The 26,313-nt window shown below is 27.2% G+C and carries 20 protein-coding genes and 1 other annotated feature; of the genes, 12 read left to right on the top strand and 8 right to left on the bottom strand.

Annotated elements, in window-relative coordinates:
• Window positions 1-127 precede the first annotated feature (127 nt).
• Window positions 128-327 (top strand) — a binding site (T-box leader).
• Window positions 328-361: 34 nt separating this feature from the next.
• The 4 genes from pheS to ACLR9T_RS10820 all read left to right on the top strand — a co-directional run bounded on the left by pheS (window position 362) and on the right by ACLR9T_RS10820 (window position 6,333).
• On the top strand, window positions 362-1,399 hold the full coding sequence (gene pheS, locus ACLR9T_RS10835; RefSeq protein WP_413109562.1) for a phenylalanine--tRNA ligase subunit alpha: 1,038 nt from the start codon (window positions 362-364) through the stop codon (window positions 1,397-1,399).
• A 4-nt stretch (window positions 1,400-1,403) separates the two neighbouring features.
• Window positions 1,404-3,794, top strand: coding sequence for a phenylalanine--tRNA ligase subunit beta (gene pheT / locus ACLR9T_RS10830; protein WP_413109561.1), 2,391 nt, complete (start codon window positions 1,404-1,406; stop codon window positions 3,792-3,794).
• Window positions 3,795-4,174: 380 nt separating this feature from the next.
• Window positions 4,175-4,780, top strand: coding sequence for a MerR family transcriptional regulator (locus ACLR9T_RS10825; protein ID WP_413109560.1), 606 nt, complete (start codon window positions 4,175-4,177; stop codon window positions 4,778-4,780).
• Window positions 4,777-6,333 (top strand): MutS-related protein, encoded by a 1,557-nt coding sequence (locus tag ACLR9T_RS10820; RefSeq protein WP_413109559.1) that lies wholly within the window; start codon window positions 4,777-4,779, stop codon window positions 6,331-6,333. The genes ACLR9T_RS10825 and ACLR9T_RS10820 overlap by 4 nt, the downstream gene beginning before the upstream one ends.
• A 3-nt stretch (window positions 6,334-6,336) precedes the next feature.
• Here ACLR9T_RS10820 and ACLR9T_RS10815 read toward each other — a convergent pair whose 3' ends face one another.
• Genes ACLR9T_RS10815 through ACLR9T_RS10805 form a run of 3 tightly spaced genes read right to left on the bottom strand, consistent with a single transcriptional unit; the run spans window position 6,337 to window position 8,676 of the window.
• A complete protein-coding gene (locus tag ACLR9T_RS10815) occupies window positions 6,337-7,473 on the bottom strand; it encodes a nucleotidyltransferase (protein WP_413109558.1) in 1,137 nt (378 codons plus the stop codon).
• Complete coding sequence (locus tag ACLR9T_RS10810; protein WP_413109557.1) at window positions 7,470-7,925, bottom strand: threonine/serine exporter family protein; 456 nt, start codon at window positions 7,923-7,925, stop codon at window positions 7,470-7,472. The genes ACLR9T_RS10815 and ACLR9T_RS10810 overlap by 4 nt, the downstream gene beginning before the upstream one ends.
• A gap of 1 nt (window position 7,926) precedes the next feature.
• Window positions 7,927-8,676, bottom strand: coding sequence for a threonine/serine ThrE exporter family protein (locus tag ACLR9T_RS10805; RefSeq protein ID WP_413109556.1), 750 nt, complete (start codon window positions 8,674-8,676; stop codon window positions 7,927-7,929).
• A 226-nt stretch (window positions 8,677-8,902) separates the two neighbouring features.
• On the opposite strand from ACLR9T_RS10805, the gene ACLR9T_RS10800 reads away from it, so the two are divergent.
• A complete protein-coding gene (locus tag ACLR9T_RS10800; protein WP_413109555.1) occupies window positions 8,903-9,826 on the top strand; it encodes a DUF1848 domain-containing protein in 924 nt (307 codons plus the stop codon).
• Window positions 9,827-9,853: 27 nt separating this feature from the next.
• Here ACLR9T_RS10800 and ACLR9T_RS10795 read toward each other — a convergent pair whose 3' ends face one another.
• Window positions 9,854-10,177 carry a PTS sugar transporter subunit IIB gene (locus ACLR9T_RS10795; RefSeq protein WP_413109554.1) on the bottom strand — a complete coding sequence of 108 codons (324 nt, stop codon included), beginning with the start codon at window positions 10,175-10,177 and terminating at the stop codon, window positions 9,854-9,856.
• Window positions 10,178-10,589: 412 nt separating this feature from the next.
• Between ACLR9T_RS10795 and ACLR9T_RS10790 the strand changes: the two genes are divergently transcribed.
• Window positions 10,590-12,578, top strand: a complete 1,989-nt coding sequence (locus ACLR9T_RS10790) for a penicillin-binding transpeptidase domain-containing protein (RefSeq protein WP_413109553.1) — start codon at window positions 10,590-10,592, stop codon at window positions 12,576-12,578.
• A 27-nt stretch (window positions 12,579-12,605) separates the two neighbouring features.
• On the opposite strand, the gene ACLR9T_RS10785 is transcribed toward ACLR9T_RS10790, so the two are convergent.
• The 4 genes from ACLR9T_RS10785 to galE all read right to left on the bottom strand — a co-directional run bounded on the left by ACLR9T_RS10785 (window position 12,606) and on the right by galE (window position 16,916).
• Entirely contained in the window at window positions 12,606-14,186 is a 1,581-nt protein-coding gene (locus ACLR9T_RS10785; RefSeq protein WP_413109552.1) for an FAD-dependent oxidoreductase, read from the bottom strand.
• Window positions 14,186-14,749 carry an alkyl hydroperoxide reductase subunit C gene (ahpC, locus tag ACLR9T_RS10780; RefSeq protein WP_413109551.1) on the bottom strand — a complete coding sequence of 188 codons (564 nt, stop codon included), beginning with the start codon at window positions 14,747-14,749 and terminating at the stop codon, window positions 14,186-14,188. Before ahpC ends, ACLR9T_RS10785 begins: the two co-directional genes overlap by 1 nt.
• Window positions 14,750-14,903: 154 nt before the next feature.
• Complete coding sequence (locus ACLR9T_RS10775) at window positions 14,904-15,905, bottom strand: LacI family DNA-binding transcriptional regulator (RefSeq protein ID WP_413109550.1); 1,002 nt, start codon at window positions 15,903-15,905, stop codon at window positions 14,904-14,906.
• 36 nt (window positions 15,906-15,941) lie between these two features.
• Window positions 15,942-16,916: a UDP-glucose 4-epimerase GalE gene (gene galE, locus ACLR9T_RS10770; RefSeq protein WP_413109549.1), complete on the bottom strand. Its 975-nt coding sequence runs from the start codon at window positions 16,914-16,916 to the stop codon at window positions 15,942-15,944.
• A gap of 158 nt (window positions 16,917-17,074) precedes the next feature.
• On the opposite strand from galE, the gene ACLR9T_RS10765 reads away from it, so the two are divergent.
• The 6 genes from ACLR9T_RS10765 to ACLR9T_RS10740 all read left to right on the top strand — a co-directional run bounded on the left by ACLR9T_RS10765 (window position 17,075) and on the right by ACLR9T_RS10740 (window position 25,841).
• Window positions 17,075-18,571 (top strand): UDP-glucose--hexose-1-phosphate uridylyltransferase, encoded by a 1,497-nt coding sequence (locus ACLR9T_RS10765; protein WP_413109548.1) that lies wholly within the window; start codon window positions 17,075-17,077, stop codon window positions 18,569-18,571.
• A 1-nt stretch (window position 18,572) separates the two neighbouring features.
• Window positions 18,573-19,583, top strand: a complete 1,011-nt coding sequence (locus ACLR9T_RS10760) for an aldose epimerase family protein (protein ID WP_413109547.1) — start codon at window positions 18,573-18,575, stop codon at window positions 19,581-19,583.
• The gene (locus tag ACLR9T_RS10755) at window positions 19,583-20,860 is read left to right on the top strand and encodes a galactokinase (RefSeq protein WP_413109546.1); all 1,278 of its coding nucleotides are present in this window, start codon (window positions 19,583-19,585) and stop codon (window positions 20,858-20,860) included. Before ACLR9T_RS10760 ends, ACLR9T_RS10755 begins: the two co-directional genes overlap by 1 nt.
• Window positions 20,861-20,951: 91 nt before the next feature.
• Window positions 20,952-22,454, top strand: coding sequence for a response regulator transcription factor (locus tag ACLR9T_RS10750; RefSeq protein ID WP_413109545.1), 1,503 nt, complete (start codon window positions 20,952-20,954; stop codon window positions 22,452-22,454).
• Window positions 22,454-24,217 (top strand): sensor histidine kinase, encoded by a 1,764-nt coding sequence (locus ACLR9T_RS10745; protein WP_413109544.1) that lies wholly within the window; start codon window positions 22,454-22,456, stop codon window positions 24,215-24,217. The genes ACLR9T_RS10750 and ACLR9T_RS10745 overlap by 1 nt, the downstream gene beginning before the upstream one ends.
• 343 nt (window positions 24,218-24,560) lie before the next feature.
• On the top strand, window positions 24,561-25,841 hold the full coding sequence (locus tag ACLR9T_RS10740; protein ID WP_413109543.1) for an extracellular solute-binding protein: 1,281 nt from the start codon (window positions 24,561-24,563) through the stop codon (window positions 25,839-25,841).
• The last annotated feature ends 472 nt before the right edge of the window (window positions 25,842-26,313 follow it).

Here is a 26,313-nt window from a genome sequence, read left to right as displayed (position 1 = left end):
GCAAGCTGCCGGTTCTTTTTTTTATTCCCCTGGATACTTTCTGTATCCTTTTTTAGATTTTAAACTAAATAAATAATTATGAATTCTATTGTCAAATGCTTTTAAAAACGTTATAATATCTAGGTATAATAACACGTTGATAAGGACTAGTAGATAAGAAAGTTGTTTTAGAGAGGAAGATATTTCGGTGTAAATCTTCTACAACAGAATTATTGAATTCACCTTGGAGTGCGACTAATCATCGCCGTTTAAACTACGTTACAGTTAATTAAGTGCATGATTAATGATCATGAATTAGGATGGTACCGCGATATAATCGTTCCTATTTGGAACGATTTTTTATATTTTAGGAGGGAATTAAATGGAAAATGAATTATTAAAGATTAAAGAAGAAGCATTGACTAAGTTGGATAATTGTTCTTCTTTAAAAGAGTTAAATGATATTCGAATTTTATATTTAGGTAAAAAAGGTCCAATTCAAGAAGCTATGAAATCAATGAAAGATATGGCTCCTGAGGAGCGAAAAGTTTTTGGACAAACTTCTAATTTAGTAAAACAGGAATTATCTAAAGCTGTTGAAGATAGAAAAGAGGTTTTAGAAAATCAAGCTATTTTAGATAAAATTAATGAAGAAAGAATTGATATAACTTTACCAAGTTATAAATTAGATCAAGGGACACTACACCCTTTATCAACAATTGTAGCTGAAATAGAGGATTTATTTTTAGGAATGGGTTACCAGATAGCTGAAGGTCCTGAAGTAGAAACAGATTATTTTAATTTTGAGCTGATGAATTTACCAAAAGGTCATCCAGCACGTGATATGCAAGATACTTTTTATATTGATGAAAATACATTGATGAGAACACATACATCACCTGTACAAGCTCATGCGATGCTTGCAGCTCATGGTGAAGGACCAATTAAAGTTATTTGTCCTGGTAAAACATATCGTCGTGATGATGATGATGCAACTCATTCTCATCAATTTATGCAATGTGAGGGATTAGTAGTTGATAAAAATATCACTATGGCAGATTTAAAAGGAACTTTAGAAGTATTTGCACGTAAATTTTTTGGTGAAAAACGAGAAGTGCGTTTACGACCTTCATATTTTCCATTTACTGAACCATCAGTAGAAGTTGATATTTCATGTCATAATTGTGGAGGTAAAGGCTGTTCAATGTGTAAACATACAGGTTGGATAGAAATTTTAGGTGCTGGCATGGTTAATCCTCGTGTTCTTGAAATGTGTGGATTTGATAGCGAAGTATATCAAGGCTTTGCTTTTGGAATTGGAATGGAACGAGTAGCAATGCTTAAATATGGTATTGATAATATTCGTAATTTCTATAATGATGATATTAGATTTTTAAATCAATTTGGTAGAAAGGAGTAAAGTGATGGATATTAGTTTAAAAGTATTAAATAGATATGTAAAAGTTGATGATCAAGATCCTAGAGAATTAGCTGATAAGATTACTTCAATTGGTTTGGAAGTAGAAGGAATGCATGAGTTAACTAAAGGAAATAATATGACAATTGGTTATATTAAAGAATGTGGAGCACATCCTGATAGTGATCATTTAAATATATGTCAGGTTGAAGTTAAGCCTGGTGAAATAAGACAAATTGTTTGTGGAGCACCAAATGTAGCTAAAGGACAAAAAGTAATTGTAGCTAATCCTGGATGTGATTTTGGTGGAGGATTTGTAATTAAGGAGAGCAAAATTAGAGGTGTTGAATCTAATGGTATGATTTGTTCAATTGCAGAATTAGGTTTAGATCAACGACTATTGAAACCTGAAGATAAAGATGGAATACATGTTTTAGACGCTGATGCACCTATAGGTGAAGATCCATTAGAGTATATTGGTCTAAAAGATATAATATTAGAAATTGGGTTAACTCCAAATCGCTCTGATTGTATGGCTCTGACTTCATTTGCCTATGAAGTAGCAGCAATTTTAAAACGTGATGTTAAATTACCTGATGTTATTTCAAATGGGATTGAGGGCAGTGGAATTAATGTAAGAGTAGAAACTGAATTATGTCCTTTCTTTGGCGCAAAGTTAGTTAAAGGTGTAACAACTAAAGAATCTCCAACTTGGTTAAAAAATGCTTTGATTGCTAGTGGTATAAAACCAATCAATAATATTGTTGATATATCTAATTTTGTGATGTTAGAAACTGGACAACCTATCCATATGTATGATTATGATAAATTAAATAACAAAGAATTTGTAGTTAAAACAGGATTTGATTGTAAAGAAACAATGTTAGATGGGGAAGAGTATAAAATTGAACCTAACGACATTATTGTATCAACTGATGATGGAATTGGTTGTGTAGCAGGAGTTATGGGTGCTAATAGCACTAAAATTGATGAAAATACAACTAATATTGTTATCGAAGCTGCAACATTTGATGGAGCAACTTTAAGAGAAACAGCTCGTCGTTTAAATTTATTAACAGATGCTTCTCAACATTATATTAAAGGAGCATTAAATACGGCTAACTCTTTAAATGTTTTAGAAAGATGTGCTAACTTATTAGTTGAATTAGCTGAAGCAAAGGAAGTTTATAAAAGTATTACAACTGATTTAAAGATCGATGATCGTTATGTAAAAGTTACTACTTCAAAAGTAAATGGATTGCTAGGTACAAATATAACTAGTGATGAAATTAAAGAAATATTTAGTTCATTAAAATTTGAATTTACTGTTGATGGTGAAGAATTTACTGTAAAAGTTCCAACTTATCGTAATGATATTACTCTAGCAGCTGATTTAATTGAAGAGGTTGCAAGAATGTATGGTTATGATAAAATTCCTTCTACATTACCAGAAATGTCAATGACTGTGGGTAAAAGAACTAATGTCCAAGCTAAAAAGCATCTAATTCGTAATTTACTTAAAGATCAAGGGTTACATGAAACTTTAACTTATTCATTAACATCACCAACAATGGTAAATGATTTTAATATTTTTCATACTAGTGAAACAGTTAAATTAGCAATGCCATTAGGTGAAGAAAGAAGTGTAACTAGAAAATCAATTATTGGTTCATTATTACAAGTAATTAATTACAATCAGTCTCATAATATTAAAGATGTTAATATCTTTGAATTATCAACTACTTATTCAAAGGATGTTGAATTGCAAAATTTAGCTATTGCTTGTTGTGGTGAATATAATGGACTACCATTTAAACAAATATCATATAGAGCAGATTACTATTTAGTAAAAGGTTTTGTTGAAACAATTTTTAAGAATTTAGGAATTGAAGAATCACGATATAAATTAGTACGTGCTAATCAAGATGATAAAAATTATCATCCTGGAAGAACCGCATATATTATGATTGGAAAAGAAATTGTTGGTGTAGTTGGTAATATCCATCCATTGATGGAAAAGAAGTATGATGTTAAAGATGTTTATGTTGTAGAATTAAATTTAACAACTTTATTAAATATGAAAACAAGTAAAATTAAATTTACTGAGATTCCAATGTATCCATCTGTAAGTCGTGATATTGCTCTAGTTATGGATCAGGATATTTCTACGTATGATGTGTGCCGAAAAATTATTCAAGCTAGTAAACAACTTGTAAAAGAAACAAAGATTTTTGATGTCTATGTTGGCGAACATATTGATACTGGTAAAAAATCTGTTGCAATTAATTTGATATTTCAAGATCCAAAAGGAACATTGGAAGAAGCAACAGTCAATAATGCAATGGATAAAATTTTAACAGCAGTAGAAAAAGATTTTGGAGCAATATTAAGAGGCTAGTAATTTTTATCTGTTACATTTGTACCAAAATTATGATATTTAATTATATATAAAAGAAAGAGTTTTCAATAATGAGAACTCCTTTTTTATTAATTTATTTATATATTGTCAAAATAACATATGAATAGTTAATTGTATATATATGATTAATCTTAAATTAAAGAAATTATATTAAAAGTGTTAAATGGTCATTTTATAAGTAGAAATAGTATTTGTTATAACTGCAATAAGTCAATATCTTTGTAATATATGCATATTTTTTACAAAATAATTATCTTATAAAAATACTATTAGTTAATAAGAAAATCTAGTTTTTTTACTAATCTATTGACCATCCCCTTGGGGATTGGTATATACTAAGGCCAGAAGAGGTGAAAATTATGAATATTAAAGAGGTATCAGATCATTTGAAAATAACTAAAAAAGCAATTAATTTATATGAGGAAAAGGGCTTGATTTGTCCTGAGAAGGATAATAATGGGTATCGGATTTATACTAATAATGAGATTGTTATTTTACAACAAATTAAAATCTTGCGTTCTCTTGATTTTTCTATAGCAGAGATCAAAGAATTAATCCTGAATAAAGATCATGAGATTTTTAATTGTAAGTTAGAGGATTTAAAAATTAAAGAATATGAACTTCAAAAGAAGATTGAATATTTAGTAAAAAATGATTTTATTGAAAGTACAATTACAAATAAAATTGATAATTATCAAGAATTAATAGATAAAGAAACTAAAGAAGAGATAAAAAATAAAAGTCTATATGTAGATTTTGAAAATATTTTTTTAAATATGCTATTATTTTTAAATATTATCACAATAATATATATGAATATAAAAGATATAATACCTGATTTGTTTGTCATAATATTAATTCCTATTTGGATTAGTTGTATTGCATTAATGAAGTATCCTCAATCACGTAAATATTTTTATCAACTATATAAAAAACTAAGAAAATATCAAGAGAAGTACAAATGATTTGGATAATTATATTAGGCTTAATCATTATAACTATTTTGTTAATATCTTTAAAAAGATATTTGATAAAAAAATATTTGATGCGTCAGTATAATTCTGGAGTTGGTCTACAGTATCGTGATTTTACAAAGGAGTATTTACAATTTAATGAGAATAAAAGTATTGATAAAGAAACATTTATAGATTTTGAAATGCCACAAATATTAGAAAAAATCAATTATACCTATACACAAATAGGTAATGAATACTTATATAATCTATTTTTTAAAGAAAAAAATGATTTTACTGTTCAAGAAACTATTATAAAAAAACTTAATAACCAAAATAAGTTAGCAGAAATAATATACCAGTTAAACAAATTAAATAAAGATTATGTTCCAATTTTATCAATCACAAAAAATTTACAAAAATTTTCTTCTAAATATTATCCAATTATAGCTATCATATCGATAATGGAAATAGCTAGTATGATAGCAACAATAATTAATTTTAATAACTTTTACTTTATCATTATCATATTTTTATTTAGTTTACTATTAAATACACAGTTATCCCAAAAAACAGGGTCAATTAATCTACAAACTTCATTCATCAATGACATGTTAAGAGTAAGTAGTAAATTGCTTAAGACTAATATTTATCCTGCTGATAGTCAAAATAAATTATTTACTGCTTTAAAAGATTTAAAGAAAATGACTAAGCTAACATACTATTTTAATATAGTAAAACAAATTGATATATTTGGTATATTTGAACTTTTGAACTCAATATTTTTTATTGATATTCTTCAAATCTTATATTTAGCAAAGAGAAATGAACAAGTAAAACATGATATTTTCATTTTATATGAAAGTATTGGTTTATTAGATACTTGTATAACAGTAAAAGTTAATCGTAATTTATTAGATATCTGTATACCTGAGGTTATTAAAGAAAAGAGGATTGATATAGTCGAAGGGTATCATTTGTTAATTGATAAACCAGTAAAAAATACTATTAATTTAAAAAATAATTCTATTATTACTGGTAGTAATGCTTCAGGTAAATCAACATTTTTAAAAATGATTGGAGCTAATTTATTATTAGCTAAAGCATTAAATATTAGTTTTGCTAAAGAATTTAAGTATTATCCATTTGCCTTAATATCTTCAATTCATATGAAAGATGATATTATAAGGGGAGATAGCTTTTATGTTAAAGAGATAAAACGTTTAAAGTATATTACTGATCATGCAAATAATCAGGAATCATTAATTTTAATTGATGAAATATTAAAAGGAACAAATGAAAAAGAACGAATTTTGATTGCTAGAGCAATATTAAAATACCTTTTTGAAAGTGATTCAATAATAATAGTTACAACTCATGATACTAAATTAGCTAATGATTTTAATAGAACTGATAAGTATTGTTTTAATGATTTAAAAAAAGATAATAATATTATTTTTGACTATTTAATAAGAGAAGGTGTCTGTACAGTAGGTAACGCAATAGCTATTGTTAAATCTCTTAATTTTAATCAAAGTATAATAAAAGAAATAGAGACTTGTTAGTCTCTATTTTGGAATACTCTTATATTCAAGCTCAATTAATTTATTTGGATTAGCTGATAAACATGACAAAAGCTTTGTAGCTTTAAATTCTATATCTAACGCTGGATGTGCATAACTGGAAAAGTTAGTTATTAATTTGTATTCACAAGTTCTTTTAATTTTATTTAAATATGTTTGACCATTATTGTTCATTTTTAGAACCCGAATATAGTTTACTTGCATTGCATCAATAATCTGATTTTTAGTATTGTTCATTAAAATATGTATTAGCATCCGCTGAATTCGTGAACGAGTATAGCGTCTTGAAGATAAATTAGTTATTAACTGCTCCATATTATTAGATATTAAAATTTTTTCTTTAAGTAAATTCTCAATACCTTCATCTACTAAATGTAATTGTTTTAATGATTCCTTGCTGGTAGTTAATATTTTATAACGAAGATAAGGATAGAAATTATCCAAAAAATAAAATTCCTGATACTCTTTATAATTACATAATTGGTTTGTTATATCAATTTTATTTTTTAGAGCATGACGAATAGCACTTGCGGAGCTGATAGCTTCAATTTGTAAGCTATGAAAATCATTAGTTCTTTTTATACAATGCATCTTTATTGAATAATCATGATCTACAACCTCTTTAACATATGCAAGACCAAGTAAATCATTTGGAGTAGTAACAGTTTTATTCATTAGTATAGATAAAGCTTGATTGCAGGCATCAGGATACCGTAAACCATGATTCATTTGTTTTTTCACTATATCATTATACATTTTCTGATTATTTTTTATTGTATAAGCAATATCTTTAAAAATGCTAATATTTCCATTTTCGCTACCAAAGACAATATCTGTAACATTTAATTTAGCTAGTAAATCAATTGCACCATGAGCAAAATAATCTGCACTTTGAACACTGTAAACAAATGGCAGTTCAATGACCAAATCAATCCCGTTTTTAATAGCTATTTGAGCTCGAGTCCATTTATCACTGATTGCTGGTTCACCACGCTGAACAAAATGGCTTGACATAATTGCAATTGTAAGATCAGGCTTGAGTAATTCTTTAGCTTTATTTAGATGATATAAGTGTCCATGGTGAAAAGGGTTATACTCAACTATTAATCCTAATACTCTCATATGTTCACCTTAATTCTGTGATAAGATAATTTTTTTATTACTTTAAAAATGGTAGATACGATCATAATTGCTAAGGCTAAACTAGCTGAAATAGCAATAGTATGAATGAAACTATCTAAAAAAAGCGTATTTTCACCTTGGGTACAGTAGAGCATTGTTTGATAAATTCCACGACCTGGAACAAGGGGAAAACAGCCAATAATTAAAAAAATAGTAGCTGGAGCTTTATATATACGTGCAGCTATTTCAGCAAATAGAGTAACTACCGTCATAGCAATAAAATAACTCATTAATTCATTATGTAAAACACTACAAAGTAAAAAAATAAGCCATCCTAAAGCACCACCAAGTGAACCAATAATAGCAAAACGAAAATTCTGATGAATTCTAAATATGAAAGCAAACCCCACACATGCTAAAAAAGCACTAAGACATTCAATTAATCCTTGCATTTTAACCTCCTAATATAACCATCATAATACCAACACCAACAGCAATAAAAGTAGCTGTTAAAAGTGCTTCTAACATTCGAGCCATACCTGATATATAATCACCACTCATAATATCTCGTAGACTGTTAGTAATAGCAACCCCAGGCGTTAATATCATTAAACAACCAATAATTGTTGATTGAAGAGAGCTGATTATATTTAATTTAAAACTGAATATTGCTAGAGCAGTCAAGAGAATACTAGACAAAAGTGTAGAAACAAGATTATTAATTTCTAAAATCTCCATTAGCCAAATAAAAAAATATAGGATAAAACCAATAACCATAGCTATAACTGTTTCATTGACTCCCCCTCCAAAAAAGGTAGTAAAAAACCCTGTTCCTAGTCCATATCCTATAAACACTAAAGGCATATTTATTGGGGTATTTTTAATTTTATTTATTCTTTCTTTAAGATAATCATAGTCAGGACACTTATTACATACATAACGTACTAAGTTATTAAGTTCGTACACCATATCAAGATTAACGCGATTATGCTGAGTACGTTTTGATAGAGTATATGTATGATTATCATGCATTTCAATTGTTAGGGTAAAGTATGTTGGTAATGCAAATACTTCAACATTTGGATAGCCATAACTTTTACACATTCTAAGTAGAGATTCTTCAACTCGATAAATCTCTGCTCCATGTTTTAAAAGTAGTCTTCCAATTTCTCCAATTAAGTTAATAAGTTTTTGTTCATTCATAAGCCACCTCAAATCATAGAAAAGTATATCATGAATATTTTCTAAATGATAGAAGATGATTGTTAATAATTGGAAATAATTGTGATAAAATGTTTATATATTTATTTAGTATAGCAGTTAAGAAAAGATTTATTCTATTTTACTATATTATATTTATAAAAATAAATTTTAATATATTAATAGTTATTTCATCAATCAATGATGGAAGATTAAAAGGGGGAGGATTATGATTCTACAAGTTTCCGGAAGAACTGATATATGTGCTTTATATCCCAAGTGGTTTATTAATCGTTTAAAGGAAGGGTATGTTTTAGTTAGAAATCCATATAATAAACAACAAGTTAGTTATATTAATATTGATAGAGATGTTGTAGACTGTATTGCTTTTTGTACTAAAAATCCCTCAAAAATAATACCATATTTAAAAACAATTGATAAATTAGGTTATAAGTATTATTTTATGGTTACGATTACACCATATGATCATGATATTGAACCAGGGTTACCACCAAAATTAAATATAATGAAAAGTTTTATTAATCTAAGTAATCTTATTGGAAAAGAAAGAGTAATTTGGAGATATGATCCTATTTTATTAAATAAACGATATGATCTTGAGTTTCATTTAAAGATGTTTGAAAAAATGTGTCAGTTATTATTTAAATATACTAATATTGTAATTATAAGTTATTTAGATATATACAAAAATATCATAGGAAAGTTTAGTGAGTTAAATGATGAAGATATTAATTACCTGTCAAAACATCTAGGATTAATTGCGACTAAATATAATTTACAAATTCAAACTTGTAGCGAAAAATATAATTTAGAAAAGTATGGTATTGTTAAAGGAAGTTGTATTGATAAGCAATATGTTGAAAAGTTACTAGGCTATTCATTAGAAATAAATAATAATCAAAATAGAAGTAATTGTTCTTGTATAGCAAGTATTGATATTGGTGCTTATAGCAGTTGTAATCATGGCTGTACATATTGTTATGCTTGTAATCATAATATAGTTAAAAAAAATATGTTAGATCATAATGAAAATAGCCCCATGTTATTGGGGACTTTGTGTGATAGTGATAAAGTTATCAAGAGAGTTGTTAGTTCTAATAAAAAAAGACAGTTACAATTAAATATATTTTAATAATTATTAGATATTTAAATTTATTTATTATTGAACATAATTTTCAGATATTTTTGCAAAAGCTCGATCTAAAACATACTTACCATCAATATTAGCATAAGCACCCATGCCAATTTTTTCAACAGGGCAATGAACTAGTTTTTCAACCATAAGTTGTTTAAAGCAAATTAATGGAGTTAGTAAGATAATATCCGCGTCTTTTGCTTTATCATAGACATCTTGGATAGGGTAAGCGTATATTTCACAATCAATAGAATTTTTCCGAGATGCTTCTTTCATATTGTTTACTAAAAAATCGTTAGTAATAGTCATTTCATTCAACTTATCACATAATAAAACAATTTTTTTCATATCACTTCGCCCCTTTCTATAAATGACTTATACTATAGCATGTTAATACAAATCTAAACAAATTATTACATTTTTTACTAAGTATAACATTAGATAAATATATTGTAAACACTCTCAAGATATCTTTAATAGCATATGCATTTCATAAAAAAATTTGTATGTCTTCTATCATCCTGATAAGTTTATTAATTAAGTAACTATCTTAAACATATGATTTAAGTTTTATTATATTCAAAATATCAAATGTTATAATATTAGTAATATAATTATAATAATTGTTTGTTATTGTATTATTTTAATAGTATTTTATAATATATCGATTACAAGTTTACTAATTCTACTACAAAATAGTAGTAAAATTGATATAATAAAAATATAATATATTCAACATTTATAGAAAAGAGGGAATAGCATGAATTTGAAAAAACCAAAAGTAATTATTATTGGAATTATTTCGACTGCAATTATTATCACATTAGTTTTTTTCTTATTTAATCGAGGAAAAGATGCTGGGGAAATAGTAGAAGAATATTACACTTATTTAGCAAAAAAAGATTATAAAAAAATGTACACTATGTTGACAAAAGGTTCATTAGCAAAGACTTCACAAAAAGTATTTGAAACACGTTATGAAAATATTTATGATGGAATTGAAGCAAAAAATATAAAAGTGAAGATTAATGAAATAAATGATGGTGTTGTTAATTGTACTTTATCAATGGATACGATTGCTGGAAAGGTAAGTTATGATAATAAAATCTCTGTTAAAAATGATGAAATAGTTTTTAATGAACAGATGATTTTTGATGGAATAGAAGGAGAAAATAAAGTTAAAGTTTTAACTGATAAAGCGAGTAGAGGTAAAATTCTAGATCGTAATGGTAAAGAATTAGCAACAATTGGTGAAGCATATTCAGTTGGTTTAGTCAGGGGAAAATTAAATGGAGAAAATGATTATCAGGCAATAGCAGATATTTTAAATATGAATGTTGATAATATCAAGAAAATTATGAGTGCTTCATGGATTAAAGATGATTCTTTTGTTCCGTTAAAAGAGATTGCAAAAGACGAAAAAGGAAAAATATTAGCTGATCAATTATTAACTATAAAGGGAGTAAAATTAAATACAGCATATGTACGCTATTATCCTTATGGTGAAGCTACATCTCATTTGACAGGGTATTTACAACAAGTAAATGCTGATGATTTAAAGAAACATAAAAATGAGGGTTATAGTGATACTTCGTTAATTGGTAGAAGTGGAATTGAAGCAGCTTATGAAAAAGATTTAAGAGGTGTTGATGGTAAGAAGATTATTATTGCTGATAAGGAAGGTAAAGAAATTAAAATAATTGCAAATAAAAGAGTAAAAGATGGTAAAGATATTAAATTAACTATTGATGTTGATTTACAAAAAGATTTATTTAATGAATATCAAAATGATAAAAGTACTTCTGTTGCAATGAATCCAAAGACTGGTGAAGTTTTAGCATTAGTTTCTACACCTTCATTTTCAAGTAATGATTTTATCTTAGGACTAAGTGGTGAACAATGGGATAATTTGAATAATAATGCTAATAAACCACTAACAAATCGTTTTAGAGCATCATATATTCCTGGTTCAAGTATGAAACCAATCACTGGGGCAATTGGACTAGATGCTAAAAAAATTGTGCCAGATAAAGATTTAGGGGCACTCGATAAATGGCAAAAAGATACTAGTTGGGGTAATTATTTTGTAACAACTTTACATGCACCTACCCCAAATAATTTAAAAAATGCAATTATTTATTCTGATAATGTTTATTTTGCAAGAAGTGCAGTAGAAATAGGAAAAGATGAATTAATATCAGGTTATGATAAATTAAAGATTGGCAAAAAAATTCCTTTTGAATTATCTTTAAATACTTCACAATATCTAAATAAAGGTAGTAAGTTTGATGATCAAAAATTAGCTGATAGTGGATATGGACAAGGGGAGTTATTGATTAATCCAGTTCAGCTTGCCTCAATCTATAGTGCATTTGTAAATGAGGGAGATATTAACCAGCCATATTTAATTATGGATCAAAATCCTAAGACTTGGATTAAATCGGCTTTTTCTAAAGATACAGTTAATATTATTAATGAAGCTTTAATAGGTGTCATTAATGATAATAATGGTACAGGACATTCAATTTATCATAATGATATTGAATTAGCTGGAAAAACAGGAACAGCTGAACTTAAGTCTTCACAAAGTGATACGAGTGGAACAGAATTAGGATGGTTTACAATTATGACTACTAGTAGTGATAAACCAATACTAATTACTACTATGGTAGAAGATGTAAAAAATCGTGGTGGCAGCAGTTATGTTGTTGAGCATACGAAAACACCTTTAGGTAATTACTTATATTAATATAAATAGCCAGTCAATCTTGACTGGCTATTTAATAATTTCTAAAATATCATTAATATCTTTTTTTCCAAAATAAATTTCTTTATCATTAATAATCATGCAGGGTACAGACATGATATTATATTTTTCTTTTAACTCTGGGTAGTGTGCTAGATCATACATAGATGCAGTAATATTTTTGTTTTCACAAGCTAGTCGTTGACTTGCCATTACTACATCTGGACACATTGTACAAGAGAGAGAAACAAGTACTTTAATATCAATTTTACTATTAATTTGATTGATTGTTGTTAGGATTTGTTGATCTAATGGTTGTTTAGGACCAACAGCATTATATATAGCAATGATAAAAGAATTAAATTCATGCCCACCAGGAACAGCATGGAAAGATATATTTAAATAATTGTCTTCTTCATCATAAAAGTCTATTGAAGGGGCACCATCGTGTATTTGATAAAAGAGATGATCACTTAGTGAAGTAATTTCTTCTATAAAAGATTTAATTTCATTACTGAATGCTGATTCATCAAGAAAACACTTAATAATTAAATTTTTTTCTAATTTATTGAAGATTTGTGTTATTTGTTGTTTTATTTCCCCGGAAATAAAACTATTATCACTATTTGATTCAACCTCTTGAACAGATTTGCTTTGTTTTTTGGTAGTTAGATTATGTTTAGAAATAATTTCAGGAATATATTTTTCTAAAGATGTTGCACTAGTAGCACCATCACTAACAGCAGTAACTACTTGTCGTAATTCTTTAACACAAACATCACCAGCCCCATAAACACCATCAATGTTGGTTTTTTGATTTTGATCTACAATTAAATTATTTGTTTCATTTAATTTAACTTGATCTCTAAATAATGATGTAGCTGGTTCATATCCAGCAAAAACAAAAATACCAAAAGTATCATTAGTCTCATATGACCATGTTTTGTTTGTTTTGTTGTTTTTAAAAACTGCTTTTTTAAGACTTATATCTCCACTAGCTTCAATGATCTCTGTATTGTAATGTACTTCAATTTTAGGATTTTCTTTAGCTTTTTCAGCTACCCCTTTAGCACATGTAAAATCATCTTCACGAACAATAATAGTTACTTTAGAAGCATATTTAGTTAAGAATACAGCTTCTTCAGCTGCTGCAAAACCGCCTCCAATAACAAATATCTCTTTGCCGCTAAAAAATTCACCATCACAAGTTGCACAATATGCAACCCCACGACCTTGATATTCTTTTTCACCAGTAAATCCTAATTTGCGAGGATGACTACCTGTTGCTAAAATAATTCCAATACTCTTAAAAGTTCCTTTATCGCATTTAACTTCTTTGATATCATTAGTTAATTTTAATTCTGTAACATTAGCAATCATGAATTCAGCTCCAAAACTTTGAGCTTGTTTTTTCATATTATCAGTTAATTCCTGTCCACTAGTTTTAAAAATACCTGGGTAATTAACGACTTCTGAAGTAATTGTTATTTGACCACCAATTTTTTCTTTTTCAATTACTAGAACTGAAAATTTAGCTCTAGCTAAATATATTGCTGCTGACAGCCCCGCAGGACCGCCACCAACAATAATTGCATCATAAAAATTATTCATTAAATTAAACCTACTAAGTCTAATGATGGTTTAAGAGTTGCTTCACCAGGTTTCCATTTAGCAGGACAAACTTCATCACCGTGTTCATGAACAAATTGTGATGCTTGGACACGTCTAAATAATTCCTCAGCATTTCTTCCTACATTTCCAGCAATTACTTCATACATCACGATTTTACCTTCAGGATTGATGATAAAACTTCCACGTTCTGCTAATCCATCAGCTTCAATATATACTTCTAAATCTTTAGCTAGTTTAGCAGTTGGATCAGCTAACATTGGATAAGTAATTTTCTTGATTGTTTTTGATGTATCATGCCATGCTTTATGAACAAAGTGAGTATCACAAGATACTGAGTAAATCTCACAATTGATTTTTTTGAATTCTTCATATTTATTTGCTAGATCTTCTAATTCAGTAGGACAAACAAAAGTAAAATCTGCAGGATAGAAGAATAAAACATTCCATTTTCCTAATAAATCTTCTTTCTTTATTGTTTTAAATTCACCTTCATGAAAGGCTTGAGCTTCAAATTCTGTAATTTCTTTTCCGATTAATGACATATTATTTCTCCTTTTCTTTTTTATATAGTTATTTTTAACAAGTTATTAAATTATTATTACTTTTTTAATAATTTATTTATAGTTAGTTATCGCTAACCAAATGAATGTTAACATATAAAAAAACTAAAAACAAATAATATGCATAAAAAAAGAACTAGACTTCTAGTTCTTTACATGATTCTCTTTCAATTAAAGTGCATGGCAAGATAATTTGCATTGGTGTTGGTGAAGAATATTTACTTAAAATATTATAAACAATACTTGCACCATATTCTCCCATTAAATCAGCTGGAGTAAAAACAGTTGTAAGTGGTGGAGTAGTAAAACTTGCGGCTTTAATATCATCAAATCCTACTAGTGAAATATCTTCGGGAACATTAATATTTCGTTCTTGTAAAGCTCTTAAGGCTCCAATAGCAATAGGATCACTTGCACAAAATATAGCACTTGGTAAATCACCTTGATTGATCATATCGATCATCATTTTATAGCCAGATTCGTTTGAAAACTCTCCTTCAAATATATATTGTTCATATATAATATCATTTTTTTTACAAAAATCTATGAATGCTTCTTTACGATTATCATGATATAGAACTGACTCTTCTAAGTATTCCATCCCACCTAAAAAGCCAATTTTTTTATGATTTAAAGCTTTTAGATAAACTAAAGCATCAGTTACTGCTTTATTAAAGTCAAGGGTAATTGTGCTATCTTCATGATTAGGGCTTTTCATATCTAAAAAAATAATTTTATTAGATATTTTTTTAAATTGAACTATTTCATGTTCATTAAATTTACCAATACATATTAAACCATCTACATTTTTTAGTACCTCAAGATAATTTTGATCAGATTTAAATGTACGAATGACATTAACTTGATTTTGTAAGCAAAAATTTTCAATTCCTTGTCTGATTTGGAGATAATAGGGATCATCAATTTCCTGCTGCATAGAATACCATTGAACAACCCCTAATGTAAAATCATTTTTAGTTACCTTTCTTTTTTTTGTATAATTCAATTCTTTAGCGGCATTAAAAACTGTCCGCCTTGTTTCTTCAGGAACTGAAAGTGTTTTATCATTATTAAGAATTCTAGAAACAGTAGCACTAGAAACATTTGCGAGATTGGCAATATCTTTGATTGTAGCCATGATTTTCCTCCTTATCTCATTTTATACTATTATAACCTATTTTTGATTAAGATAAAAGTTCCAAGCAGAAGAAATTATCTCTTCGATATCAGTATATTCAGGCTGCCAGCCTAAAATTTCTTTTGCTTTAGCATTATTTGCAATTAATCGTGCAGGATCACCAGGACGACGTTTATCAATTGTTACATTAATTGGCAAATTGGTTACTTTTTTAGCAGCATTGATGATTTCTAAGACTGAATAACCTTCACCATTTCCTAAGTTAAAAATATTACTTTGATTTTCTTTTTTTAAATACTCTAATGCTTTAATATGTGCATTGGCTAAATCTAAGACATGAATATAATCACGGATACATGTTCCATCAGGTGTATCATAATCATTACCATAAACATAGATTGTATCTCTAATACCAAGCGGAACTTGTAATATTAAAGGAATTAAATGTGTTTCAGGATCATGAAGTTCTCCAATTTTACCATTTGGATGTGCACCACAAGCATTAAAATATCTTAAAGCAACAAAATTCATCCCATATGCCATAGAACACCATTTCATTAATTTTTCCATTGCCAATTTGGTTTCACCGTATGGATTAGTTGGTTTAGTTTCATCATCTTCTTTGATTGGAATTTGTTTGGGTTCTCCATAAGTTGCTGCAGTAGATGAAAAGACAATATGTTTTACACCATGTTTTTTCATTACCTCTAATAAAATAATCATACCATAAACATTGTTATTATAATATTCCAAGGGCTCTTTCATACTTACACCAACTAAAGAGTTAGCAGCAAAATGTATTATACCTTCAATATTTTCTTGATCAAATACAGTATTTAAAAATTTTTTATCTCTTAAATCACCATGATAAAAAGTAGCTTCAGGATGAATTAATTTTTTAAAGCCGGTTTGGAGATTATCAACGATAACTACTTTTTTACCACTTTCAATCAACCTATATACAGTGTGACTTCCAATATATCCAGCACCACCTAATACTAATATACTCATTTGTGAGTCCTCCTTATTTATTTTTATAATTATATTATAAATCTCTAGTAATACCTAGTCAATATTTTAGTAAAACTTTACTTGTTTTTTAGTAAAAGTAATTGACAATTTATTGTTTAAACGATACAATAAAAGTTGTAAACAAGGGAGGAAAAAGTATGAATCATGAAATAAACCAATTAATTCAATTTGCTTTAGACAAAGAGATGATAACTGCTGACGAATGTGATTACTCAGTAAATTTATTATTGGATTTATTAGAAGAAAATAATTTTGAATATGAAGAAATTAATGAACATTTCCCTTTAGCTACGCCAATTTTAGAAAGGTTATTAGAGCAGGCGGTAGAAAAAGGATTGATTGAAGATAATATCACTAGTCGTGATTTGTTTGATACTAAAATAATGAATTGTATTATGCCTCGTCCTCATACTGTGATAGAGACGTTTAAACAAAAATATAAAATCTTGCCTCAACAAGCAACGGACTATTATTATCGTTTATCAATTGCATCTAATTATATTAGAAAAAGTAGAACTGATAAAAATATTCGTTGGAAAAAATATGTTAAGTATGGAAATATTGAAATCTCAATTAATTTATCTAAACCAGAAAAAGATCCTAAAGAAATTGCTAAAGCTAAATTAATTAAATCTAGTGGTTATCCTAAATGTTTGCTATGTAAAGAAAATGTGGGATTTAAGGGAGATTTAAATAGAGCTGCCAGACAGACTCATCGAATTATTCCTTTAGAATTAAAAACAGGTAGATATTACCTACAATACTCTCCATATGTTTATTATGATGAACATTGTATTGTCTTTAATGAAGAACATAAACCAATGGTAATCAATAAAAATACATTTGAAAATTTATTTTCCTTTTTAGATATTTTCCCTCATTATATGATTGGCTCTAATGCAGATTTACCAATAGTAGGTGGATCGATTTTATCTCATGATCATTATCAAGGTGGAAACTATGAGTTTCCAATTCAAGGAGCAGAAGTACTAAAAACATTAACAAGTAATAAATTTCCTAATACAATAGTTGAGATTGTAAAGTGGCCATTATCTACAGTACGATTAACTTCAGAAAGCAAAGAAGAATTAATTGAATTATCTAATCGGGTTTTAGAGTGTTGGCGAGATTATAGTGAACCAATTTTAGATATTATTGCTTACAGTGATAAGACACCTCATAATACGGTTACACCTATTGCTAGAATGAAGGGGAATAAATACCAAATTGATCTAGTACTAAGAAACAATCGTACAAGTGATAAGTATCCTGATGGGATTTTTCATCCTCATCAAGAATCTCATCATATTAAAAAGGAAAATATTGGTTTAATTGAGGTAATGGGATTAGCTATTTTACCAGCTCGTTTAAAAGATGAGTTAAGATTATTAAGTGATTGTTTATTAAATAAAGTAAAGGTTGAAGATTATCCAGAATTAGGTAAACATCTTGATTGGTATAATTATTTGATTAGTAATCATGATATTAATGAAAATAATGTAGAAGAGATTTTAAAAGAAGCAGTAACAGTTAAATTTGTTAATGTTTTGGAAGATGCTGGTGTATTTAAAATGGATGATCAGGGAATTGATGGTTTAACTAGTTTTGTAAATACAGTATTGAAAGGAGTATAAAATGATTCAGGTAATTGATAAAATTGATGATAAAATTGATTTGATTGAAATGAAAAGTGATGATTTAACAGTAGTTGTTTCTAATTATGGATGTACAATTATAAAAATATTAATGAAAGATAAAGATGAAAATGTAGATGATGTAGTATTGGGTTATGATAATTTCAATGATTATCAAACTAAAGATGCTTATCTAGGAGCATTAGTAGGAAGAACAGCTAATCGAATTGGTAAAGGAAAATTTAGTTTAAATGGTGAAACTTATAGTTTACCAATTAATAATGGACCTAATTGTTTACATGGTGGTATTAAAGGTTTTTCTTATCAAATCTTTGATTATAAAATAGTTGATAATAGAATTGAATTTAGCTACTTATCAAAGGATGGTGAAGAAGGTTATCCAGGAAACTTAGAGTTTAAAGCTATATATACTTTAGATAAAGAAACTCTAAAAATTCAATATTTAGCAAATAGTGATAAAGATACGATTATTAATATAACTAATCATTCATATTTTAATCTATCAGGTGCTAAAGAAGATATTTATAATCATCAATTATTAGTTCATAGTAACAAATATGCTTGTATTGACCCTGATGGTTTACCAACTGGTAAATTTAATGAAGTTAAAGGAACCCCATTTGATTTTAATACTATGACTAAAATTGGGGATGTAATTGAATGTGAAGATGAACAAATTAAATTAGGTGCAGGTTTTGACCACCCGTTTATTTTTAATCAGGATAGTGATCAGGTTCAATTATTCCATGAAGCAACAGGTAGAAAATTAACAGTATGTACAACTCTTCCTGGTGCTCAAATTTATACAGCAAACTATCTAGATGGTCGAATTGGTAAATATGGAATTAGCTATCCTCGTCGTTTTGCAGTATGTATTGAAACACAAAACTTGCCAGATGCAATAAATATTGAAAAAAATCCAACAACATTATTAAAGAAAGGTGAAACATATGATGAAACAACATCATATAAATTTGAGGTGATTAAATAATGATTAAAGCAACAATTGTAAAAGATGATTTAAAAAGTGGAAAATATAATGAATTATTAAAGGATATTTATGTTGATGAAAATTTAATTGATTATCAACAGGCACGTTATATTAAAGCAATTGAAAAATATATAGATTTGTATGGGGATACTGATGTAGAAATATATAGTGCGCCAGGTAGAAGTGAAGTTGGTGGAAATCATACTGATCATCAACATGGATGTGTATTAGCAGCAGCAGTAAATCTTGATGCAATTGCTATAGTTGGGAAGAATAATAATACTATTAAAGTATTATCAGATGACTTTGATATTGCACCAATTGATTTAAATGATTTAGAAATTAAAAAAGATGAAATAGGTACTTCAGAGGCATTGATTAGGGGAGTATGCGCACGATTAAAAGAGCTGGGATATGCAATTGGTGGTTTCAATGCGTTTATTACTAGTGATGTATTAATGGGAGCAGGTCTATCTTCATCTGCTGCTTTTGAAACTATAATTGGAACAATAATTTCTGGATTATATAATGATATGGAAATTGATCCTGTATTAATTGCTCAGGTAGGTCAATATGCAGAAAACGTTTATTTTGGTAAACCATGTGGTTTAATGGATCAATGTGCTAGTTCAGTTGGTAGTTTAATTAATATTGATTTTAAAGATGTAGAAAAACCAGTTGTAGTTAAAGTTGAAGTGGATTTTTCTAAGTTTGGACATAGTTTATGTATAGTGGATACAAAAGGTTCACATGCTGATCTAACCGATGAATATGCTGCTATTCCTAGTGAAATGAAAAAAGTAGCAAATTATTTTGGTAAAGAATTTTTACGCGAAGTAGATGAAGAAACATTTTTTAATGATATAGCAGGTGTACGAGAAACTTGTAAAGATCGTGCTGTGTTAAGAGCAATTCATTTATTTGCTGAAAATAAACGAGTGGAGGGACAAGTAGCAGCTTTAAATGCTGGGGATTTTGAGACATTTAAAAAGCTGATTAAAGCTTCTGGTGATAGTTCTTATAAATTTTTACAAAATGTTTATGCTAATTGTGATGTTCAAAATCAAAGTGTTTCAATTGGTATAGCTATGTCTGAAAAGATAATTGGTGAAAATGGTGTTTGTCGTGTTCATGGTGGAGGATTTGCTGGAACTATTCAGGCTTTTGTAAGAGATGAATTTGTACCAATTTATAAAGAAAAAATCGAAAAAGTTTTTGGTAAAGATTCTTGCCATGTATTAAAAGTACGTAAATATGGTGGTATGAAAGTACTATAGGAGCGAAAGCTCCTTTTAATTTTAAATAATCAAAGAATGATTTAAAATATAAAGAATAGAAAGGAGGATATGAGTATTATACTCGATTATAATGAAAACTAATTTATGTAAGATTATCATTGTAGATGATGAGTTTATTATAAGACAAGGAATTGTTCATTTTTTGGATTGGGAAAAAGAAGGCTTTACTATTGTAGGTGAGGCTAGTAATGGTCGAGAGGCTCTTGAACTTATCGAAAAAACTAATCCCCATATTATATTATGTGATATTGTTATGCCAATAATGGATGGAGTAGAATTATCTAAAATTATTAAACAAAAATATCCTACAATAAAAGTAATTGTTTTAAGCAGTTATAGTGATTTTGATAATGTAAAACAAATGTTTATTAATGGTGCTGCTGATTATATTTTAAAACCAACTTTAAATAGAGAAAGTTTAATTACTTCTTTAAATAAAGTAGTTAAAGAAATAAGTAATATAGAGATTAGAGCAAGTAGCCAAACTTCTTTATCAGGATATTTATCACAATTATTATTAGGATTTAATAATGAAAATATTGATGATAAATTTTTAGATTTTCGTTATTATTATCTGTTAGCGGTAAATTGTAAAAAGGTTAATAATGAAGAGGAAATAGAAACATTATTTGAAAGAGAAATCTTAGATCATTTTGATAATAATAATCTATCTTTATTAAGATTATCAGGCAAAATATTTGTATTAGTTTTTGGGTTTAATGAGTGTATTGATTTAGAAACTATACTTACTAGTATAGTTTCTAAATATTCCAATAATATTTTCATTTTGTCTAATTATTTTAATGATATTAAAGATATTAAAAGTGTATATGAAAACAGTATTCTTAAAGGCTTTAACCATTGTTTTTATTTGAAAAACAGTAATTTAATTAGTACACAAAATCTGCCTGAAATATCAACTTTAAATAAATTTGATATGCATAGTTATAATGAATATTTATATTTGATGCAATTAAAAGAAGCATTACAACTATTAAAAGAATTTGTATACCAGGCTTTAGAGGATCAATGTCATGAAAAAGAATTGAAATCATTGGTTGGCAATACGCTATATAGTTTTATTGCGGTTTTAGAAGAACGAAATTTAAATTCCGAATATATTAGGAATTTTAAATTGACTAGTTTAAGTGCCTTGGATTCTAGTGATCATTATAAAAAATATTATTATGAATTTAATAAAATAGTAGATGATTTAAATATCATAGTTGAAAATTATCAAATTGAATTAAATCAAGATGTTATGAATCAAATCATTAAATATCTACATGAACATTATCAAGATACTATCACACTTTATGATTTAGCTGATTATTTTGGTTTTAGTTATAGCTATTTATCATCATATTTTAATGAACGTTCAGATCTTACATTTAATGAATGTTTAAATAAGATTAGAACTCAAAAAGCTGCAGAATTACTTAGAACAAGTAATATTAGTATTAGTGATATTGGTTATCAAGTAGGATTTTCTGACCATAGTTATTTTTGTAAAGTGTTTAAAAAACAAATTGGAGTAACCCCTAGTGTATATCGTAAAGGATTGATCAAGTAATGGTTAATAAAATTAGAATGATAATTAAGGATAAGCAATTATTCATTAAAATAAGTGTTATTACTGCAATTGGAGTTATTATTGCCACATTTGTAGTTTCATTATTTGTAATTCAAATATCAGAAGATGTTTATCTGGAGGCTTATAATGATTCAAATGAAAAAATAATTACTCAAATTAGAGATGATTATTATAATCTTCATGAAGATGTTGTAAAGGTATTAACTGTATGTCAAAACAGTAATTCTTTAAAAGAATATCTAATTAATGATAATCTTACTTCAAATGAAGAAAGTAATGTTATTTATAAAATGAAGGAACAGTTAAATAATTATGGGGTTTTACATAATAATACAGCATCAAATTTATTACTAGTAGGTTTTAATGGAAAAACATATTTTCCTAATAATAATGCAGGTGTTGATAATTATCAAGATATTATTAATAGTAAAGTGGTCAAAAAAGCACTAAAAAATCCATCGCAAATAACATATCAATATGCTAAAGATGGTTTTAGCAAGACGCTGAAGAATGATAATGTAATTGTTGCAATTAAAATATTAAAAGAGTCGAAAGCTAAGGATCCCTATGGATTAGCAATTATTATGATAGAACAAAATGATTTTTCATATTTTTATAATTCATTAATAGATGATAAAGTTAATCATATAGCTATTGTATCTCAAGATGAAAAAATTATTTCAAGTAACAATGATAAAGTTGGTACTAATAATAAATTAATTAAAACAATAATAAAACAAAAAGATAAAAAGCATCAAAAAATAGATAATCGTAATTACACTGTAACTATTAAAAACTTACCTTTTATGGATGGAAAATTTATAAGTTTGATAGATGAAACTAATTTAATAAACCAAATTAATTATTTACCTCCAGTATTATTAATGTCCATATTTATTTCAATTATTTTTGTTACTATAATAATATTATTGATTCGAAAAACATTTGAACCATTGAATGCAGTTATTACTAAAATACCTGAGATTACTAAAGGGAATTTTGATAATCATATTGAAGTTACAGGTAATGGAGAGATTAAAGAATTAGGCGAAGGTTTTAATTATATGATTGATGGGTTAAATGATTATGTAAAAAGGGTTGTAAAATTACAGGAGGAAAAACGTCTCACAGAGATACACGCATTACAGATGCAGATTAATCCTCATTTTGTGTATAATACATTAACATCAATAAAGTTTTTAGTATGGCAAGGTAATAAGGATCTAGCAATTGAGGCAATTGATGCATTTATTATGCTGCTTAGAAATACTTTAAGTAATAAGAATGAATATGTAACGATTAATGATGAAATATTAAATATTAAAAATTATATTAAGCTTCAAAATATTCGATACAATAATAAAATTGCTGTTACATATGATATTAGTGATAGTTGTAAACATTTAATGATCGTTAAAATGTTACTACAACCATTTGTAGAAAATGCTTTTTTTCATGCATTCAATAATCAAGATAATGGAACGATTAAAATATTTGTTAGAGTTATTAAAGATAATTTAATGATTGAAATAATTGATAATGGTTTAGGTATGGAACAAGAAAAGATAAATAATCTACTTAATGGTATAGTTGATAAAGGAAAGAATTTTTCTGGTTTAGGTGTTAAAAATGTAAATGATCGAATTAAATTATTATATGGCAATGATTATGGTGTAAAAATTTCTAGTGTTATTGACCAAGGAACTATTATTTCTATTTCGCTACCTATTATTGTTGATTAATACTAATAAAAAAGTGATTGGGACTAATCACTTTTTCAATAGATATTTATTAGAGAAAGGGCGGTGTCTTTTTAATGACATTAATATTATAACAGTATATAGATATTAAAGCTTGAAATTATTTTAGTTAGAATAAAATATATTTTGGATATTAATTTAAAAAAATAGTAAAAATTTTGGATTTTAAAACTTATTAGATATTTATATTAATATAGCTTTGTTGACAACGCTTACATTTATATCTATAGTTATAGATATAAATATTTTAATAAAGATTTAAAAATTGAATTATTAAATAAAGTAGTTAAGTGAAGATTAAAAACATAGGGAAGGGAAAAGTAAAATGAATATTAGAAAGTTTGCTAGTATTAGTTTATCGATATTTATGGGATTAAACTTGACAGGTTGTAGAAATATGGAATCTTCTAAAAAAGATAATGATAAGATTACGGTTTGGGCTTGGGATGAAACTTTTAATATTAAAGCAGTAAAAGAAGCTGCGAAAATTTATGAAGATAATGAAATTGAAATAGTAACAATGGCTCAAGATGATATTGTACAAAAGTTACATACTAATTTATCTTCTGGAAAAACAGATGGCTTACCTGATATAGTATTAATTGAGGATTATAAAATTCAAAATTATTTAACGGCATATCCAGATTCTTTTGTGGAGTTGAATAGTATTATTAATGAAGATGATTTTGATGAATATAAGTTTTCTGTTAATAAAGTAAATGATAAGATTTATGGGGTACCTTTTGATTCTGGGGTTGCAGCATTGTTTTATCGTGTTGATTATGTTAAACAGGCTGGCTATACAATGGCTGACATGGAAAATTTAACATGGGAAGAATATATTGAAATAGGTAAAACAATAAAAAATAAAACAGGTAAAGATATGTTAACTTTAGATTCAGGTGATATTGGCCAGATACGCATTATGATGCAGTCAGCAGGACAATGGTATGTAAAAGAAGATGGAGAAACTATTAATATAAAAGATAATCAAGCTTTAAAGCAAGGAATAGAGATATATAGAGATATGATAAATGCAGGTATTGTTAAACAGGTAGCTGATTGGGATTCGTTTGTTTCTGCTTTTCAACAAGGTGAAGTGGCATCAGTACCAACAGGATGCTGGATTGGAAGTTCTATTATTGCTGTTGAAGATTTAGCGGGGAAGTGGGCAATTACACAAATTCCAAGATTAAATGCTAATAAGAATTCTGTAAATGCATCAAGCATTGGTGGCGGTGGTTGGTATGTTATTAATAAAAGTGAAGATAAAAATCTTAAATCGATGGATTTTTTAAGTAAAACCTTTGCAAGTAGTAGTGAGTTGATGAATTCATTAGCTAAAGAAATAAATCTTGTAAGTACTTTAAAAGCGGCTAAAGAAACAGAAAATTATAAATTAAATAATCAATTTTTTTCAAATCAACCTATTTTTGAAATGATGGCAGAGTGGTCAGGAAAAGTACCTGCGGTCAATTATGGACTTCATACATATGAAATTGAAGATGTTATAACAGAGGCAGTTCAAGCAGTATTAAATGGTAAAAGTATTGACGATGCTTTAGAAAATGCTCAAATTCAAGCTGAAAGTGTTATTATGAATTAAAATTAATTTAAAGATGAAAGAAAAGATTTTAAAGAGATTATTTATATTATAAAAGGAAAATAGGGTTAATAAATAGTTTAAAGTGTGCAATATATTATTAATTTACTAAAATATAATTGAAATTTAAGTAATATTTAAGTAATATTTATATGGAGGTTATAAGAGCAAATTTAGACTGATTAATAGAATCAAAAATATTTAAATACGTCGTCTATCGAGGATTGGAAAAGAGGTTAGTATATTATTAGAAGATTAATTATATTTAAATATGGTAATCATGAATATATCGCTATAGATATAAATCTATATTAGATTAGTTTGTGAATTATTGGGGTGAATCTTGAATATAATTATATACTAGTCTATTAAATTGTTATTAATGAGGATATGATCATTTAATAGCTTAAATATGTAACAATTAATGTATGTTATATAGGCTTATAAAATGACTAATAATATTAATTATTAAGTA

This window comes from Thomasclavelia sp., assembly GCF_047249845.1.
Classification (GTDB): Bacteria; Bacillota_I; Bacilli_A; order Erysipelotrichales; family Coprobacillaceae; genus Thomasclavelia.
Note: the sequence above shows the minus strand (reverse complement) of the source record. Positions and strands in the feature narration are given on the sequence as shown.

Coding starts and splice junctions, on each gene's coding strand:
- ACLR9T_RS10815 (WP_413109558.1), bottom strand. CDS start 7,473: ATGAGAGTATTAGGATTAATAGTTGAGTATAACCCTTTTCACCATGGA.
- pheT (WP_413109561.1), top strand. CDS start 1,404: ATGGATATTAGTTTAAAAGTATTAAATAGATATGTAAAAGTTGATGAT.
- ACLR9T_RS10775 (WP_413109550.1), bottom strand. CDS start 15,905: ATGGCTACAATCAAAGATATTGCCAATCTCGCAAATGTTTCTAGTGCT.
- ACLR9T_RS10750 (WP_413109545.1), top strand. CDS start 20,952: ATGAAAACTAATTTATGTAAGATTATCATTGTAGATGATGAGTTTATT.
- ACLR9T_RS10740 (WP_413109543.1), top strand. CDS start 24,561: ATGAATATTAGAAAGTTTGCTAGTATTAGTTTATCGATATTTATGGGA.
- pheS (WP_413109562.1), top strand. CDS start 362: ATGGAAAATGAATTATTAAAGATTAAAGAAGAAGCATTGACTAAGTTG.
- ACLR9T_RS10790 (WP_413109553.1), top strand. CDS start 10,590: ATGAATTTGAAAAAACCAAAAGTAATTATTATTGGAATTATTTCGACT.
- ACLR9T_RS10760 (WP_413109547.1), top strand. CDS start 18,573: ATGATTCAGGTAATTGATAAAATTGATGATAAAATTGATTTGATTGAA.
- ACLR9T_RS10755 (WP_413109546.1), top strand. CDS start 19,583: ATGATTAAAGCAACAATTGTAAAAGATGATTTAAAAAGTGGAAAATAT.
- ACLR9T_RS10825 (WP_413109560.1), top strand. CDS start 4,175: ATGAATATTAAAGAGGTATCAGATCATTTGAAAATAACTAAAAAAGCA.
- ACLR9T_RS10805 (WP_413109556.1), bottom strand. CDS start 8,676: ATGAATGAACAAAAACTTATTAACTTAATTGGAGAAATTGGAAGACTA.
- ACLR9T_RS10785 (WP_413109552.1), bottom strand. CDS start 14,186: ATGAATAATTTTTATGATGCAATTATTGTTGGTGGCGGTCCTGCGGGG.
- ACLR9T_RS10795 (WP_413109554.1), bottom strand. CDS start 10,177: ATGAAAAAAATTGTTTTATTATGTGATAAGTTGAATGAAATGACTATT.
- ACLR9T_RS10765 (WP_413109548.1), top strand. CDS start 17,075: ATGAATCATGAAATAAACCAATTAATTCAATTTGCTTTAGACAAAGAG.
- ACLR9T_RS10820 (WP_413109559.1), top strand. CDS start 4,777: ATGATTTGGATAATTATATTAGGCTTAATCATTATAACTATTTTGTTA.
- ACLR9T_RS10810 (WP_413109557.1), bottom strand. CDS start 7,925: ATGCAAGGATTAATTGAATGTCTTAGTGCTTTTTTAGCATGTGTGGGG.
- ACLR9T_RS10800 (WP_413109555.1), top strand. CDS start 8,903: ATGATTCTACAAGTTTCCGGAAGAACTGATATATGTGCTTTATATCCC.
- ahpC (WP_413109551.1), bottom strand. CDS start 14,749: ATGTCATTAATCGGAAAAGAAATTACAGAATTTGAAGCTCAAGCCTTT.
- galE (WP_413109549.1), bottom strand. CDS start 16,916: ATGAGTATATTAGTATTAGGTGGTGCTGGATATATTGGAAGTCACACT.
- ACLR9T_RS10745 (WP_413109544.1), top strand. CDS start 22,454: ATGGTTAATAAAATTAGAATGATAATTAAGGATAAGCAATTATTCATT.